10 protein-coding genes are annotated in these 15,964 nt (G+C 55.7%); 6 read left to right on the top strand and 4 right to left on the bottom strand.

What is annotated here, in order from left to right; translation table 11 throughout:
• The first annotated feature begins 64 nt into the window (after nt 1–64).
• The 6 genes from HA51_RS23665 (at nt 65) to lplT (ending at nt 12,529) form a co-directional block, all read left to right on the top strand.
• The gene (locus HA51_RS23665) at nt 65–1,318 is read left to right on the top strand and encodes an MdtA/MuxA family multidrug efflux RND transporter periplasmic adaptor subunit (protein ID WP_084937561.1); all 1,254 of its coding nucleotides are present in this window, start codon (nt 65–67) and stop codon (nt 1,316–1,318) included.
• The gene (locus HA51_RS23660; RefSeq protein WP_084937559.1) at nt 1,315–4,512 is read left to right on the top strand and encodes an efflux RND transporter permease subunit; all 3,198 of its coding nucleotides are present in this window, start codon (nt 1,315–1,317) and stop codon (nt 4,510–4,512) included. The genes HA51_RS23665 and HA51_RS23660 overlap by 4 nt, the downstream gene beginning before the upstream one ends.
• Nucleotides 4,509–7,610 (top strand): efflux RND transporter permease subunit, encoded by a 3,102-nt coding sequence (locus HA51_RS23655; protein WP_084937557.1) that lies wholly within the window; start codon nt 4,509–4,511, stop codon nt 7,608–7,610. Before HA51_RS23660 ends, HA51_RS23655 begins: the two co-directional genes overlap by 4 nt.
• A 3-nt stretch (nt 7,611–7,613) precedes the next feature.
• Nucleotides 7,614–9,008: an efflux transporter outer membrane subunit gene (locus tag HA51_RS23650; protein WP_084937555.1), complete on the top strand. Its 1,395-nt coding sequence runs from the start codon at nt 7,614–7,616 to the stop codon at nt 9,006–9,008.
• Between the two features lie 183 nt (nt 9,009–9,191).
• Nucleotides 9,192–11,342, top strand: coding sequence for a bifunctional acyl-ACP--phospholipid O-acyltransferase/long-chain-fatty-acid--ACP ligase (aas, locus tag HA51_RS23645; RefSeq protein ID WP_084937552.1), 2,151 nt, complete (start codon nt 9,192–9,194; stop codon nt 11,340–11,342).
• Nucleotides 11,339–12,529 carry a lysophospholipid transporter LplT gene (gene lplT / locus HA51_RS23640; RefSeq protein ID WP_084937550.1) on the top strand — a complete coding sequence of 397 codons (1,191 nt, stop codon included), beginning with the start codon at nt 11,339–11,341 and terminating at the stop codon, nt 12,527–12,529. Before aas ends, lplT begins: the two co-directional genes overlap by 4 nt.
• Nucleotides 12,530–12,648: 119 nt before the next feature.
• On the opposite strand, the gene HA51_RS23635 is transcribed toward lplT, so the two are convergent.
• The 4 genes from HA51_RS23635 to mutH form a co-directional block, all read right to left on the bottom strand.
• The gene (locus HA51_RS23635; protein ID WP_084937547.1) at nt 12,649–13,689 is read right to left on the bottom strand and encodes an NADP(H)-dependent aldo-keto reductase; all 1,041 of its coding nucleotides are present in this window, start codon (nt 13,687–13,689) and stop codon (nt 12,649–12,651) included.
• 143 nt (nt 13,690–13,832) lie between these two features.
• The gene (locus HA51_RS23630) at nt 13,833–14,051 is read right to left on the bottom strand and encodes a YgdI/YgdR family lipoprotein (protein WP_084937544.1); all 219 of its coding nucleotides are present in this window, start codon (nt 14,049–14,051) and stop codon (nt 13,833–13,835) included.
• Nucleotides 14,052–14,168: 117 nt separating this feature from the next.
• Nucleotides 14,169–14,879: a TerC family protein gene (locus HA51_RS23625; RefSeq protein ID WP_084937541.1), complete on the bottom strand. Its 711-nt coding sequence runs from the start codon at nt 14,877–14,879 to the stop codon at nt 14,169–14,171.
• A 279-nt stretch (nt 14,880–15,158) separates the two neighbouring features.
• Nucleotides 15,159–15,845, bottom strand: coding sequence for a DNA mismatch repair endonuclease MutH (gene mutH, locus HA51_RS23620; RefSeq protein WP_084937538.1), 687 nt, complete (start codon nt 15,843–15,845; stop codon nt 15,159–15,161).
• Nucleotides 15,846–15,964: the final 119 nt, after the last annotated feature.

The following is a 15,964-nucleotide window of genomic DNA, read 5'->3' as shown; positions in this document are numbered from 1 at the left end:
CCTTTGAAATAATCCCCTGTCATTGCAGGGGATTTTCCTTTTTCCTGTTTATCTGAAGAGTCCGATGACAATTAATTCTCCTCGCAGATCGCGTTTCCACTGGCTTAAATGGCTACTCATTTTACTTGTTGTATTGGTCGTGGCTGGCGTGATTTGGCGCGTGGTGGGAGGACATGGCGGTGCGCCAGGTGGCATGCCGCCAGGGGGAGGCAAAGGGGCTCGTGGTGGTCACCGTGGTGGAGCGGGGGGGCCTCCGGGTATGGCAATGATGGGCGGGGGGGCCACGCTGGTGCACAGCGGTGTGGCGACAACAGCCGATGTACCGGTATATCTCAATGCGCTGGGTACGGTGATCCCCAATGCTAGCGTCACCGTTACCAGCCGTGTTGCAGGTCAATTGGAAAAAGTGTTCTTTAGCGAAGGGCAAAAAGTGCAGGCCGGTCAACTGCTGGCACAGATTGATCCGCGTAGCTACCAGGCGACACTGGCGCAGTATCAGGGCGATCTCAATCAGAACCAGGCGCTGCTCAAAAGCGCTGAACTAACACTGGCACGCTATAAAAAGCTGGCGGCGCAGGATTCGTTGTCACGTCAGGATCTCGACACCCAGACTGCCACCGTCGGCCAGTACAAAGGCGCCGTGGCGGCCGATCAGGCGCAGATTGCCAGCGCCAAGTTGGATATTGAGTATGCGCGCATCACTTCGCCGGTCAGTGGCCGCGTAGGGTTGCGTCTGGTCGATCCCGGTAACATGGTACAAACCACCGACACCACCGGGATTGTGGTGGTGACGCAGATGCAGCCTGCGGCGGTGACTTTCAGCGTGCCGCAGAGCAACATCTCACAGTTGACCAAAGCCTTGCACAATGGACAGAGTTTACCGGCTGTCGCCTTTGATCAGGACAACAGCATCCAGCTGGCCCAAGGTGCCGTCCAGTTCATCAGCAACCAGATTGATACCAGCACGGGAACCATTGAGCTGAAAGCTACCTTCCCAAATGAAGATGAGTCACTCTTTGCTAACCAGTTTGTTAACCTGCGCCTGCAAACCAATATCCTGAAAGGTGCCACGGTCATTCCTGCGCAGGCGTTGCAGCTGAGTAGCGACGGCAGCTTTGTGTTTGTGATTAGCAAAGACAATACCGTCACGCGTAAAGCCGTCACCACGGGTCCAGCGTTTGGTGAAGATCAGCAGGCGATCCTCAAAGGCGTTGAGCCGGGCGATCGTCTGGTCACCGAAGGTATCGATCGCCTGACCAACGGCAGTAAAGTGTCGCTGGCTGATGACAGTAAAACCGCTACAGCGACGCAAAAATGAATCCGTCTCGCCTCTTTATCCAGCGTCCCGTTGCCACCATCTTGCTGATGGTTGGCGTGCTGATTGCCGGGATCTTTGCTTATAAATTCCTCTCCACCTCGGCGCTGCCGCAGGTGGATTACCCGACTATTCAGGTCACCACCTTGTATCCAGGCGCCAGTCCGGATGTGATGGCCTCGTCAGTGACCTCACCGCTGGAACGTCAGCTGGGGCAGATGGCCGGTTTAAGCCAGATGACGTCCACCAGCTCCGGCGGTTCTTCGATCATTACCCTGAAGTTCAGCCTCGATCTGTCGCTGGATGTTGCCGAGCAGGAAGTGCAGGCGGCGATCAATGCCGCTAATAACCTGTTGCCGACCGATCTACCCAATCCGCCGACCTATAAAAAGGTCAATCCGGCAGACACGGCGGTGATCACCCTGGCGGCCAGTTCCGATAACCTGCCGCTTACGCAGGTGCAGGATCTGGTGAATACCCGCGTGGCGTTGAAGCTCTCACAGATCAACGGCGTAGGCATGGTGACACTGGCGGGTGGTCACCAGCCTGCCATTCGGGTGCAGATGGACCCGAAAGCGCTGGCGGCGCATAACCTGTCATTGGAAGACGTCAATACGTTGATCAGTAACAGCAACGTCAATGGCTCTAAAGGTGGCTTCGATGGCAAATACCACTCCGTTACGATCGACGCCAACGATCAGCTGCGCACCGCCGATGAGTACGGCAACCTAATCATCACCTATCAGAACGGTGCCGCACTGCGCCTGAAAGACATCGCACACATTGAACAGGGACCGGAAAACAGTTTCCAGTCAGCCTGGGCTAACAACAGCCCGGCGATTGTGATCAGCGTGCAGCGCCAGCCGGGTGCTAACGTGATTCAGGTAGTGGATAGCATCAAAGCGCAGTTGCCGACCTTGCAGGCCGCGCTGCCCGATGGCGTGAAGATGACGATTTTGTCGGACCGAACTCAAACCATTCGTGCCTCAATCAGCGATGTGCAGTTCGAACTGATGCTGTCGGTGGCGCTGGTGGTGATGGTCACCTTCCTGTTCCTGCGTAATGTGGCGGCCACACTGATTCCGAGCGTGGCAGTGCCACTGTCGTTAATTGGTACTTTCGGCGTGATGTACCTCGCTGATTTCAGCCTGAATAACCTGTCGCTGATGGCCTTAACCATTGCCACGGGCTTCGTGATTGATGATGCGATTGTGGTGGTGGAAAACATTTCACGACGGCTGGAAGAGGGTGAAACCCCGATGCAGGCCGCGTTGAAAGGTTCGCAGCAGATTGGCTTCACCATCATCTCTCTGACCTTCTCGCTGATTGCGGTGCTGATCCCGCTGCTGTTTATGGGCGATGTGGTGGGGCGCTTGTTCCGCGAATTTGCCATCACGCTGGCGGTGTCGATTTTAGTGTCGATGGTGGTGTCACTGACGCTCACGCCGATGCTGTGCGCCTATCTGTTGCAGCATATCCCGGAAGAGAAGCAGTCGCGCTTTTCACGCAAAGGCGGCGAGATATTCGATAAACTGGTGCGCGGCTATGACCGTCTTCTGACCGTGGTATTGAACCATCAGAAGTTGACGCTGCTCGTGGCGCTGGCGACCTTCGCGCTGACGGCGCTGCTGTATATTGCCATCCCCAAAGGTTTCTTCCCCACTCAGGACACTGGCCTGATCCAGGGCGTCACCGTGGCCTCGCAGGATGTGTCGTTTAGCGAGATGTCGAAGCGTCAGCAGGCGCTGGCGAAAGTGATTTTGCAGAACCCGTCGGTGGACAGCCTGTCATCCACCATTGGCATCGATGGCAGTAACACCAGCCTCAACAGCGGCCGCATCCAGATCAACCTCAAGTCGTTTGATGAGCGCGATGACAAAGCCGATGTGGTGATCAAGCAGTTACAGCAAGCGGCGGCGCAGGTGGCGGGCATTCAGCTCTACTTGCAACCGGCGCAGGATTTGACGGTCAACGATCAGGTCACGCCGAGCCAATATCAGTTCACTCTTGATGATGCTGACAGTGAAAATCTGGTGAACTGGACGCCGAAGATGGTGGCTGCGTTGCAAAAGCGTCCGGAATTCAATGGCGTGGTGAGTAACCTGCAAGATCAAGGACGCGTGGCCTATGTGGAGCTGAATCGGGATAAAGCCGCACGCTATGGTATTACCGCCTCTGACGTCGATACCGCGCTCTACAACAGTTTCGGTCAGCGCTTGGTCTCCACGATATTTACCCAAGCCAACCAGTACCGCGTCGTGCTCGAGGTGGCGCCGCAGTATCAGCAGTCTCCAGCCTCGTTTGATGATGTTTATTTGCCGGTGAGCAGCAGTAGTTCAACCTCGTCTACCAGTAGCACCAGCACCAGCTCGACCACCAGCAGCTCAAGCACGGATTCGGACAGCGATACGACCACCACCACCGGCATGGTGAAACTGACCTCGATTGCTACTATCCACGAGCGTACGGGATCGCTGATGCACATGCGCCTCAATCAATTCCCCGCGGTGATGGTGTCGTTTAACCTCAACAGCGGCTATTCACTGGAAGATGGACAGAAAGCGATTGCGGAAGTGACGCAACAGTTGAATCTGCCGTCCAGCATCACGCTGCGCTATCAGGGGGAAACCTCGGCGTTCCAGAGCGCGACCGGCAACACGCTGTGGCTGATTCTGGCGGCGCTGATCACCATGTATGTGGTGCTGGGCATTCTTTACGAGAGCTTTATCCACCCCGTCACTATTCTTTCAACGCTGCCGTCGGCGGCCGTGGGCGCACTGTTGACGCTGCTGCTGGCGGGCACCGAGTTCAGTTTGATTGCGCTGATCGGGGTGATCCTGCTGATCGGTATCGTGAAAAAGAACGCGATTATGATGATCGACTTCGCGCTTGAGGCTGAAAACAAGCAGGGCATGAGTGCGCGTGATGCGATTCATCAGGCCTGTCTGCTGCGCTTCCGTCCGATTCTGATGACCACCATGGCAGCACTGCTTGGTGCGCTGCCGCTGATGCTGGCTTCAGGCTCGGGTGCAGAGCTGCGTCAACCGCTCGGTCTGGTGATCGTCGGGGGTTTGATTGTCAGCCAGGTCCTGACGCTGTTCTCCACGCCGGTGATTTATCTGTGGTTTGATGGCATCGCACAGCGCGGCAAGCGCTATATGCAGCGTAAACAGCAGCAGGCGCGGAGCGAGGAATGAACTTAACAAGGCTGTTTATCTTCCGCCCGGTCACCACGTTGTTGTTAACGTTGTCGATCATGCTGCTGGGTTTGCTGGGTTATCGGTTATTGCCGGTAGCCCCGCTGCCGCAGGTGGATTTCCCGACCATTATGGTCAGCGCCAGCTTGGCCGGTGCCAGTCCAGAGACCATGGCAGCGACCGTCGCCACGCCGCTGGAGCGCTCACTGGGGCAGATTGCGGGCGTCACCGAAATGACCTCGACCAGTTCGCAGGGTTCCACCAGCGTGATTTTGCAGTTTGATCTCGACCGCGACATCAACGGTGCGGCACGAGATGTGCAGGCGGCGATCAACGCCGCGCGCAGCCTGCTGCCGAGCGCCATTGAGTCGCTGCCGACCTATCGCAAAGCCAACCCGTCCGATGCGCCGATAGTGATGCTGGCGCTCACTTCAGCCACCCGCACGCCCGGCGAACTCTACGATCTGGCTGAAAGCAAAATCGAGCAGGCGATGGGGCAGGTGAAAGGTGTCGGTGAAGTATCACTGATGGGCAGTGCGCTGCCCGCCGTGCGCATCGATCTGCAACCGCTTCAGCTGACGCAGTACGGCCTCTCGCTCGATACCGTGCGTGAAGCCATCGCCAATAGCACCACGAATAAACCGAAAGGTATCCTGGAAGGCAGCACCCAGTCATGGGTAGTGGACAGTAATGGCCAACTGGATAAAGCCGCGCAGTATCAGAACTTGATCGTGACCTATAAGGATGGCAAAGCGGTACGTCTGCACGATGTCGCGACGGTGTATGACTCGGTAGAGGATCAGTATCAGGCCGGTTTCCTTAACTCGCAGCCGTCGGTGATGGTGGGCATTAAGCGCCAGGCCGGGGCCAATATGCTCGACACTATTGATGCCATCAAGGCGCAGCTTCCGGCGCTGGAAAAAGACCTGCCTGCTGATACCCAGCTGAAAGTGGTGGTGGACCGTTCGCCCACGGTGCGCGAATCGCTGTACGACACAGAAGAAACGCTGCTGATCGCCATGTTACTGGTGATCGCGGTGGTGTTTGTGTTTCTGCGCAACGTGCAGGCGGTGGTGATCCCGGCGCTGGCGCTGCCGGTGTCGTTGATTGGCACCTGTGCGGTGATGTATCTGCTCGGCTACAGCCTCGATAACCTGTCACTGATGGCGCTGATTATCGCCACAGGCTTTGTCGTCGATGATGCCATTGTGGTGCTGGAAAATATTACGCGGCATATCGAAGAGGGCTTAAGCCCGTTGCGCGCGGCGCTGAAAGGCGCGCAGGAAGTCAGTTTCACCGTACTGTCGATGACCATGTCGCTAATCGCGGTGTTTATTCCGATTCTGTTGATGGGCAGTATTGTCGGGCGTCTGTTCCGCGAGTTTGCGGTGACATTGACCATCTCGCTGCTGATCTCGATGTTTGTTTCACTCAGCCTGACGCCCATGCTGTGCGCACGGCTGCTGAAGCCAAAACCTAAAGTCAGTAAACGCCCACACCCGGTTTACCAGTTTATCGAAAACCAGCTGAATGGATTGCTGGCGGCCTATTCGCGCGGTCTGGCGTGGGTGATGGCGCACCAGAAGATCACGATGTTTAGTCTGGTGTTGACGGTGTTGTTGAATCTGTTTCTGTTCTCGGTGGTGCAGAAAGGCTTCTTCCCTAATCAGGATACTGGGTTGCTAATGGGCGCTCTGCGCGCCGATCAAAACATCTCGTTCCAGGCGATGAAGCCGAAGATGTTGGAGTTCACCAAGATCATTCAGTCTGATCCCGCAGTGGAAAGCGTGATGTCCTCAATGGGCAGCGGCATGTTTGGCTCACGTAACAGCGCCAACTTCTTTGTGCGTCTGAAAGATTTCAGCGATCGTGATGCCACGGCCACCGAAGTCGCTAACCGCCTGAGCATAAAAACCAGCCACATTGCCGGGGCGCAGATGTTCCTGATGGCGGCGCAGGATCTGCATATTGGCGGGCGCAGTGCCAATGCCACTTATCAGTACAGCTTACAGGCAGACGATCTCGATCTGCTGCGTGTCTGGACACCGAAAGTACAGGCCGCGCTGGCGGCGATCCCAGAACTCAACAGCGTGGATTCCGATTCGCAAACCGGTGGGCAGGAAGTGGTGATCAATATCGATCGCGATCGTGCTAAACAGCTTGGCGTGAATGTACAGATGCTGGATACGATGCTGAATAACGCTTTCAGCCAGCGTCAGGTCGCTACGCTTTACCACACGCTCAATCAGTATCACGTGGTGATGTCACTGCAGAGTAGCTACACGCGTGACCCTGACATCCTGCAACAGCTGTATGTGATTAATGACAGTGGCGATCGCGTGCCGCTGTCAGCCTTCACCAGCTTCAAAGGGGGGAATGCGCCGCTGTCGGTCGCGCATCAGGGCCAGTCAGCCACCAGCACCGTGGCGTTTAACCTCAACGATGGCGTATCACTGGAGCAGGCGCAGGCGCTGATCAAGCAAGCGATGGCGAAACTGGGTTTACCGTCCACCATTCAGGCTGGATTTGCCGGTACCGCGGCAGCCTTCTCGGCACTGACGGCAACCATGCCGTGGTTGATTATTGCTGCACTGGCTGCGGTGTATATCGTGCTCGGCGTGCTGTATGAGAGCTATATCCATCCCATTACCATCCTGTCGACCTTACCGTCGGCGGGGGTAGGCGCGCTGCTGTTATTGCTGCTGACCAATACTCAGCTCACGGTGATCGCCCTGATCGGCATCATTCTGCTGATCGGCATCGTGAAGAAGAACGCCATCATGATGATCGACTTCGCTATTCACGCTGAACGCACGCAAGGTATGTCGCCACAACAAGCGATCACCCAAGCCTGTTTAATGCGTTTCCGTCCGATCATGATGACCACGCTGGCGGCCTTTTTTGGTGCCTTGCCGCTGGCATTAGGCAGCGGCGGCGATGCGGACTTACGAAGCCCGCTGGGCATCGCGATTGCGGGTGGTCTGGCGCTGAGCCAACTGTTGACCTTATTTACTACGCCGGTTGTTTATCTCTGGCTTGATCGTTTAAGCCGTGCCACCAAACGTCAGTGGCAGCGGTTGCGTCATGTGGAATCCTGATCGATGAAAAATGTCCTGAAATTTACCCCAATGGTGGTGGCACTTTTGCTGGCGGGGTGTGCGGTGGGCCCGGATTATCAGCGTCCCACCATGGCGATGCCGACCCATTTTAAAGAAGCCAAAGGCTGGCAGCAGGCCACGCCGCAGGATGAGCAGAGCAAAGGCGACTGGTGGTCGGTGTATCACGATGCCACGCTGAGTAGTTTGCTGAGCCAGGTGAGCATCTCTAACCAGAACGTGGCGAGCTATGCGGCGCAGTACCGTGAAGCTCAGGCGTTGACCTCACAATCACGTGCGGCACTGTTCCCGTCGGTGAGTTATGACGCCAGCAGCACCCGCAGCGGCAGCCGTTCCAGCGCCACGGGGCAGCGCAGCGTCAGCAACGCACATGCTGCCGATCTCAGCGCCAGCTGGGAATTGGACTTATGGGGCAAGCTGCGTCGTACCCTGGAAGAGAACAAGGCCAGCGCACAGGCGAGCAAGGCGGAATTAGCCAATATCACGTTGAGCGCGCAATCAGAGCTGGCGCAGGATTACTTCCAGCTGCGCATCCTTGACGAGAAAATTGCCCTGTATCAGCGCAGTATTGATGCTTATCAGCGTTATATGACGGTGATCCAGAACAAGTACTCTGCGGGCAGCGAATCGCGTGCCACTTTGGCGCAGGCGCAGATGCAGCTGGAGAGCGCGCGTGCTTCCGCGCAGGATTACCAGTGGCAGCGTGCGCAGTCGGAACACGCGATTGCGCTGCTGCTGGGCCGTGCACCGGCTGATTTTTCTCTGCCAGTGGCGAAGCTGGATGCGACACTGCCCGCCATTCCCAACAGTCTGCCTTCTGCGTTGCTGCAGCGTCGTCCGGACATTGCCTACGCTGAGCGTAATGTGGCATCGGCCAATGCGGCGGTTGGCGTGGCCATTGCCGGTTACTATCCAGATTTAACCTTGAGTGCCAGCGGCGGGGTGAGTTCATCGGCCATTAATAGCCTGTTCTCACTGCCCAATCGTGTCTGGTCGCTGGGGCCGGAGCTGAGCGGTACGCTGCTGGACTTCGGCGCCACCTCGGCAAAAGTGGAGCAGGCACGCGCCGCCTATGACGCGAGCGTGGCGGATTATCGCCAGTCAGTGCTGACGGCGATGGGGGAAGTGGAAGATTATCTGGTGCAGTTGAACACCCTGCAGGGCGAGATTGCCTCGCAGCAGCTGGCGACCAGCGCCGCGCAGGAATCAGCGCGTGTGACGCGTAACCAGTATGACGCCGGCATGATTGATTACCTTGATGTCGCCACCACCGAAAACAGCAGCCTGAGCGAGCAGCAGAGTTTGCTGTCACTGCAGAGTACGCAGTGGGTGAGCAGCGTTGAGTTGATCGCCGCATTGGGCGGGGGCTGGCAGGGGTAATAGCGTACCATTATCTCTGGTGGCGCGGTTTATCGCGCATCGATCAACATCACCGTTGTTCAGGCATGCGCGATAAATCACGCGGCTGGATATTTGTGGGGGTTTTCTCCCGCTCGCCACTTGTCGAAAATCGCCAGATCCTGCAAGGTAAGCGCCATATTTTAACGCTGCTAAGGAGCTGGCATGCTATTCACTGTTCTGCGTTTCCTGTTTCGCCTGTTATGGCGGGTGGAACTGCGTGGCGATCTCACTGCCCTTTATAAAGAGAAAGTGCTGATCACCCCTAACCACATGTCATTCCTGGATGGCGTGCTGGTGGCACTGTTTCTGCCCATCAGACCGGTGTTCGCCGTTTACTCGTCGATCAGCGATCAATGGTTTATGCGCCTCCTTAAGCCGATCATTGATTTTGTCCCACTCGATCCCACTAAACCGATGTCAATCAAGCATCTGGTGCGCATGATCAACGAAGGGCGTCCTGTAGTGATCTTCCCGGAAGGGCGTATCACGGTGACGGGCTCGCTGATGAAGATCTACAGTGGGGCCGGTTTTGTGGCGGCGAAATCGGGTGCCAGCGTCGTGCCGATGCGTATTGAGGGGGCGGAATACACGCCGTTTGGGCGTCTGGCGGGGGTGTTCAAACGTCGCCTGTTCCCACGCATCACCTTAAGCATCTTGCCCGCTACCGTCATCCCAATGCCGGAAGCCAAGCGTGCGCGCGATCGCCGCGTACTGGCGGGTGAGCACTTACATCACGTGATGATGGAAGCGCGCATGGCAGTACGTCCACGTGAAACCCTGTTCGAAGCATTTCTCAATGCGCGTCAGCGCTATGGACTCACCAAACCCTGCATTGAAGACGTCAATTTTAAAACCGACAGCTACACCGGGTTGCTGAAGAAGTCGCTGGGAGTGGGCCGAATTCTGGAGCGCTACAGCCAGCAGGGCGAATATGTGGGCCTGTTACTGCCCAATGCCACCGTCACGGCGGCGGCAATTCTCGGTGCTTCGCTGCGGGGCCGCATCCCGGCGATGCTGAACTACACCGCGGGCGTCAAGGGTATGCGCGCCGCACTCACCGCTTCCCAGGTCAAAACGGTGTTTACCTCGCGTCAGTTTTTGGAGAAAGGCAATCTGTGGCATCTACCGCAGGGCTTAACCGAGGTGCAGTGGATTTACCTCGAAGACCTCAAAGATACCGTCACGCTCAAAGATAAACTCTGGATTCTGGCACACCTGTTAATGCCGCGCCGCGCGCAGGTGCAGCAGCAGCCAGAAGATGCGGCGATGGTGCTGTTTACCTCGGGCTCGGAAGGCAATCCCAAAGGTGTCGTCCATTCACACAAAAGCCTGCTGGCTAACGTCGAGCAGATTCGCACCGTGGCAGATTTTACCCCACGCGACCGCTTTATGTCGGCACTGCCGCTGTTCCATGCCTTCGGCCTGACGGTCGGGCTGTTTACGCCGCTGTTAACGGGCGCTCAAGTGTTCCTTTATCCCAGCCCGTTGCATTACCGCATTGTGCCGGAGCTGGTGTATGACCGTAACTGCACCGTGCTGTTTGGCACCTCGACCTTCCTGGGTAACTATGCCCGCTTTGCCAGCCCGTATGACTTTGCACGCTTGCGCTACGTGGTGGCGGGTGCGGAGAAATTGCAGGAAGGCACGCGCCAGATTTACATGGAGAAGTACGGTATTCGCATTCTCGAAGGCTACGGCGTCACCGAATGTGCACCCGTGGTGGCGATCAACGTGCCGATGGCAGCGAAAAGCCACACTGTGGGCCGTATCCTGCCAGGTATGGATTCACGTTTGATCTCCGTACCGGGCATTGAGCAGGGCGGGCGTCTGCAACTGCGTGGGCCTAACGTGATGAACGGCTATCTACGTGTTGAGAATCCCGGTGTGCTGGAGAAACCGGTGGCGGACAACGGCGAAGGTGAGATGGAGCCTGGTTGGTACGATACCGGTGATATCGTCAGCTTCGACGAAGGCGGATTCTGTCAAATTCAGGGGCGTGCGAAACGCTTCGCTAAAATCGCCGGTGAGATGGTGTCACTGGAGATCGTCGAGCAGATCGCGCTGAAAGCCTCAGCCGAGAAGCAGCATGCCGCGTCATTACGTCCTGACGGTCATCGTGGTGAAGCCTTGGTATTGTTTACTGGCGACAGCGAACTGACCCGCGATCTGCTGTTAAAAGCGGCACGCGAAATCGGTGCGCCAGAACTGGCGGTGCCACGTGATATCCGCTTTATGAAACAACTACCGCTGCTGGGTAGCGGTAAACCCGATTACGTTAGCCTGAAACAACTGGCAGAAGAGGAACAAGCATGAGTCAGGCGGTCAATTCTAATGCACCGTTGCTGTCGCGTAATATGATGGCGGTGATCGTGGCACAGTTTTTCTCCGCTTTTGGCGATAATGCGCTGCTGTTTGCTACCCTGGCCGTGCTGAAAAACCAGCTCTATCCCGACTGGAGCCAGCCGATCCTGCAGATGATGTTTGTCGCTACATACATCCTGCTCGCGCCTTTTGTCGGACAGATGGCCGACAGCTTTGCCAAAGGTCGGGTAATGATGTTCGCTAACAGCCTGAAATTGTTCGGTGCATTGGTTATCTGCTTCGGCTTCAATCCGTTCCTGGGTTACACGCTAGTGGGCATTGGTGCAGCATCTTACTCACCGGCTAAGTACGGCATCCTTACCGAGATCACCAGCGGTGAGCGACTGGTGAAAGCCAACGGTTTGATGGAGTCATCGACCATTGCCGCGATTCTGCTGGGTTCGGTTGCCGGGGGGATTCTCGCCGACTGGAATCTGCTGGCCGGACTGATTGTGTGTGCACTCACTTACGCGCTGGCGGTGGTAGCCAACATCTTTATTCCAAAATTACGCGCAGCACGGCCTGGACAGAGCTGGAAGTTTGGCGCGATGTTTCGCAGTTTCGCTGACTCGGGATTGCTGCTATGGCGCAATGGCGAGACGCGCTTCTCGCTGCTGGGTACCAGCATGTTCTGGGGCGCGGGCGTGACGCTGCGTTTTCTGTTGGTGCTGTGGGTGCCGGTGGCGCTCGGTATCACCGATAATAAAACGCCCACGACGCTGAATGCCATGGTCGCGATTGGCATCGTGATGGGTGCAGCAGCAGCGGCAAAACTCGTCACACTGGAGACCGTCCGCCGTTGCATGCCAGCTGGGATATTGATTGGTGTGATGGTGGTGGTGTTCTCACTGCAAACCAGTTTGTTGAATGCTTATCTGGTGCTGATGCTGATCGGTGCACTGGGCGGCTTCTTTGTGGTGCCGCTCAATGCATTATTGCAAGAGCGCGGCAAGGATTCGGTGGGGGCGGGCAATGCCATTGCGGTGCAGAACTTCGGTGAAAACATCGCGATGTTGGTGATGTTGGGGCTGTACACCCTCGCCGTGAGATTGGGTGCGCCTGCGGTGGCAACCGGTATTGGCTTCGGTGGGATTTTCGCCGTGGCGATTGCCGTGCTGTGGTGGAAATCACGCAAGTAATTAAAGCAGAATGCCGTAGCGGCGCAATTTATTGCGCGCCTGTCAGCAGCGATGCCGCTTCAGGTCAGCGCGATAAATCGCGCCGCTACGGTGAAGCACCCGTTAAGGTGAAACACCCCTTAAGGTGCTGGATACGTGTATTGGCGATGAATCGCTTCCAGTTCCTCTAACACCTCGGCGCTCAGCGTCAAATTGAAACTCTCCACGTTAATCTTCAGCTGTTCCATGGTGGTTGCGCCCAGCAGGGTGCTGGCCACAAATGGCTGCTGGCGCACATAGGCTAATGCCATCTGCGACGGATCCAGATTGTGCTTCTTCGCCAAATCCACATAAGCGGCAATCGCATGATTCGACTGCTCACCGCTGTAGCGGGTGAAACGGCTGAAAAGGGTATTACGCGCACCCGCAGGTTTCGCGCCATTGAGATATTTGCCGCTCAGCGTACCAAAGGCGAGGCTGGAGTAAGCCAACAGCTCCACACCTTCATGCTGGCTGATCTCGGCTAAGCCCACTTCAAAGCTGCGGTTCAGCAGGCTATACGGATTCTGGATAGTCACAATACGCGGCAACTCGTGCTTTTCAGCCAGTTGCAGATAGCGCATCACGCCCCATGCGGTTTCGTTCGACACGCCAATGTAGCGGATCTTACCGGCGCGCACCTGTTCGGTCAGCGCTTCCAGCGTCTCCAGCAGCGTCACGTTGGCGGTGGCTTCACTATACTGATAGCCCAATTTGCCAAAGTAGTTCGTCTGACGCTGAGGCCAGTGCAGCTGATAGAGATCGAGGTAATCGGTGTTCAGGCGTTTTAGGCTGGCATCCAGCGCTTCGCGGATATTTTTACGATCCAGTGCCTGGTGAGGGCGAATCGACGCATCTGCGCCGCGCACCGGCCCGGCCACTTTGCTGGCCAGAATGATTTTGTCACGGCTGCCGCGCTTCTTCAGCCAGCTGCCAATGTACTGTTCGGTTAATCCCTGAGTTTCCGGGCGCGGTGGCACCGGATACATTTCAGCAGTATCAATTAGGTTGATGCCACTGCTAATGGCGTAATCGAGTTGCGCATGGGCGTCGGCTTCGCTGTTTTGCTCACCAAACGTCATGGTTCCTAACCCCAGTTGGCTAACTTCCAGCGTACTGTGGGGGATGCGGTGATAATGCATTGCCGGCTTCCTTTTTTCATTATGAAATGGAATGTTGTGTCCTCTGGGACTATAGCCTGTGAAGCAGCGAGGAAGGAAGGGGGGAAAGTTCGGGAAATCGCCTGCACGGGGGAAAAAAGGGTGCAGGCAATGGAATTTGGCACTTAACGCTCAATGATGGTAGAAACTTCATCACCATTGATCTGCATCTCATGGCCTTTCTCATCGGTGTATTGCACCAGACCGGTCTCTTTATCGATGGACGGTTTGCCATCAGTCATGATCATACGGCCATCTTTGGTCGCCATCACATAGTCACTGCTGCAACCACTCAACGTTAGCGCGACCAACATCAAACCCACTGCACTTACCAACCCTTTCATTCTTAGCTCCATCAACCTACTTCAACTGCAAAAGTGTAGTAATAAATGCTTTTGCTGGCTGACGTAATCGCATCATTCCTAAAATTAAAGGGCGAGATACGTTCGCCCTTGACAGTCTCAAGCCGCGCTTTTCTTGCTGCGCATGAGGTTTAAGCACTCCACAGCCATCGAGAAGAACATGGCAAAATAAATGTAACCTTTTGGTACATGGATGCCAAAGCTCTCAAGAATCAGGGTAAAGCCGACCAAAATCAGGAACGCCAATGCCAGCATTTTGACTGAGGGATGACGCTCAACAAACTCACCAATCGAGCGTGCGGCAAACATCATCATCAGCACCGCAATCACCACTGCCGCCATCATAATGAAAAGATGATCGGACAAGCCCACGGCGGTAATCACCGAATCGAGGCTGAAAATGATATCCAGCAACATGATCTGTACGATAGCGCCAAAGAAGGAGTGGACGTTGGTTTTGTGCTCACCCTCGGCGCCTTCAATGGTCTCATGAATCTCCATGCTGGATTTCCACAACAGGAACAGACCACCAAACAGCAGAATCAGATCGCGTGCAGAGAAGCTGTGATCCATTAGGGTAAACAATGGGTTAGTGAGGCGTACTACCCAAGCGATGGACGCCAGCAGGCCCAGTCGCATCAGCATGGCACCCATCAAACCGAGGCGGCGTGCTTTATTTTGTTGATGTTTTGGCAGCTTAGCGACAACCAGCGACAGGAAGATAATGTTGTCGATACCCAAAACCACTTCCAGAATGGTCAATGTTCCCAGTGCCAGCCAGGCATTGGGATCAGCAATCCAGTCAAACATGAATCATTCAATCCTAAACGAAAATTAAACGACGATTATACACGTCCCGGTTCGGGTCCCCTAATGGGGCCTACTGTTGGTGCAGCTGCGTTGGCTGCTCACGTTCACCCCAGTCACTGACTTATGCAAGCTCCTGAGGATTGGCGTGCTTGCCGCAAACCGAACCGGTCGTGTAACGAGTTCAGTTAATGAATTGTGTAAGTTCCCGAGGACTTAATAGCTTGCCGCTTGGTTGCACCAAAAATAGGCCGCTTAGGGGAACTGAACGAGTCGAGTCATCTATAGTAAAAAATGGCGTGCCAGCAGCGGGCCGGTGAAACTTTTCTTAAGATAAAAGCCGCGCGGTAGCGTCATTATAGGTTCTCCATGCTCACCAATGGCTTCGGTGAGCGCTTTACTGTTGGCAGCTTTGGGACGAATTTGTAGCCAAGCTCCATGACGTGCGGTGATGCGCTCCACTTGCCCGAGCACAATCATGTCCATTAACTCTTCCCAATCCTCACGCAATTGCTGATCTTCTTCTTCACTGGGGTGCCATAACAGCGGTGAACCAACATGGCGTTCCGCCAGTGGCAGTGCGCGATCACCTTCAATGGGGATCCACAATACGCGTGCCAGTTTATGACGCACATGGCTGGTTTCCCAAGTCACGCCGCTAGTGCCAGTGAGGGGGGCGACACAAACGAAGGTCGTCTCCAACGGTTTACCTTGGGCATTCACAGGAATGGTTTTGAGTTCGATGCCAAGGTGTGCGAAATCCTGTTCTGCCTTACTGCCTGCACTGGCACCAAGGTGCAGCTCAATCAACATACCGACCCAGCCTTTATCACGTTTTAAATTAGCTGGCACCGGTAACCCTAACTGCGCAGCCAGTGCGGCAAACGTCTGGCCGGCCAGCAGCTGTGCTCGTTGCAGCAGCTCGGCTTCATCTTGCGGCGGGGTGGGCAGTAAAGCAGGGGCATTCATGGGAAAACTCATATTGGTTAAAGGATGAACAGCGCTGGCAGACAAAGGTTTTCCACATCTCAGCGGCGTGAATAACCCTGATAATAGCATGATTCAGCATGCTTTTTTTACGGGATTGT

This window comes from Pantoea rwandensis, assembly GCF_002095475.1.
Lineage (GTDB): Bacteria > Pseudomonadota > Gammaproteobacteria > Enterobacterales > Enterobacteriaceae > Pantoea > Pantoea rwandensis.
Note: the sequence above shows the minus strand (reverse complement) of the source record. Positions and strands in the feature narration are given on the sequence as shown.

Bases quoted from the DNA above. Each gene is read 5' to 3' on its own strand.
- HA51_RS23665 (WP_084937561.1), top strand. From the start codon at position 65: ATGACAATTAATTCTCCTCGCAGATCGCGTTTCCACTGGCTTAAATGG.
- HA51_RS23660 (WP_084937559.1), top strand. From the start codon at position 1,315: ATGAATCCGTCTCGCCTCTTTATCCAGCGTCCCGTTGCCACCATCTTG.
- HA51_RS23655 (WP_084937557.1), top strand. From the start codon at position 4,509: ATGAACTTAACAAGGCTGTTTATCTTCCGCCCGGTCACCACGTTGTTG.
- HA51_RS23650 (WP_084937555.1), top strand. From the start codon at position 7,614: ATGAAAAATGTCCTGAAATTTACCCCAATGGTGGTGGCACTTTTGCTG.
- aas (WP_084937552.1), top strand. From the start codon at position 9,192: ATGCTATTCACTGTTCTGCGTTTCCTGTTTCGCCTGTTATGGCGGGTG.
- lplT (WP_084937550.1), top strand. From the start codon at position 11,339: ATGAGTCAGGCGGTCAATTCTAATGCACCGTTGCTGTCGCGTAATATG.
- HA51_RS23635 (WP_084937547.1), bottom strand. From the start codon at position 13,689: ATGCATTATCACCGCATCCCCCACAGTACGCTGGAAGTTAGCCAACTG.
- HA51_RS23630 (WP_084937544.1), bottom strand. From the start codon at position 14,051: ATGAAAGGGTTGGTAAGTGCAGTGGGTTTGATGTTGGTCGCGCTAACG.
- HA51_RS23625 (WP_084937541.1), bottom strand. From the start codon at position 14,879: ATGTTTGACTGGATTGCTGATCCCAATGCCTGGCTGGCACTGGGAACA.
- mutH (WP_084937538.1), bottom strand. From the start codon at position 15,845: ATGAATGCCCCTGCTTTACTGCCCACCCCGCCGCAAGATGAAGCCGAG.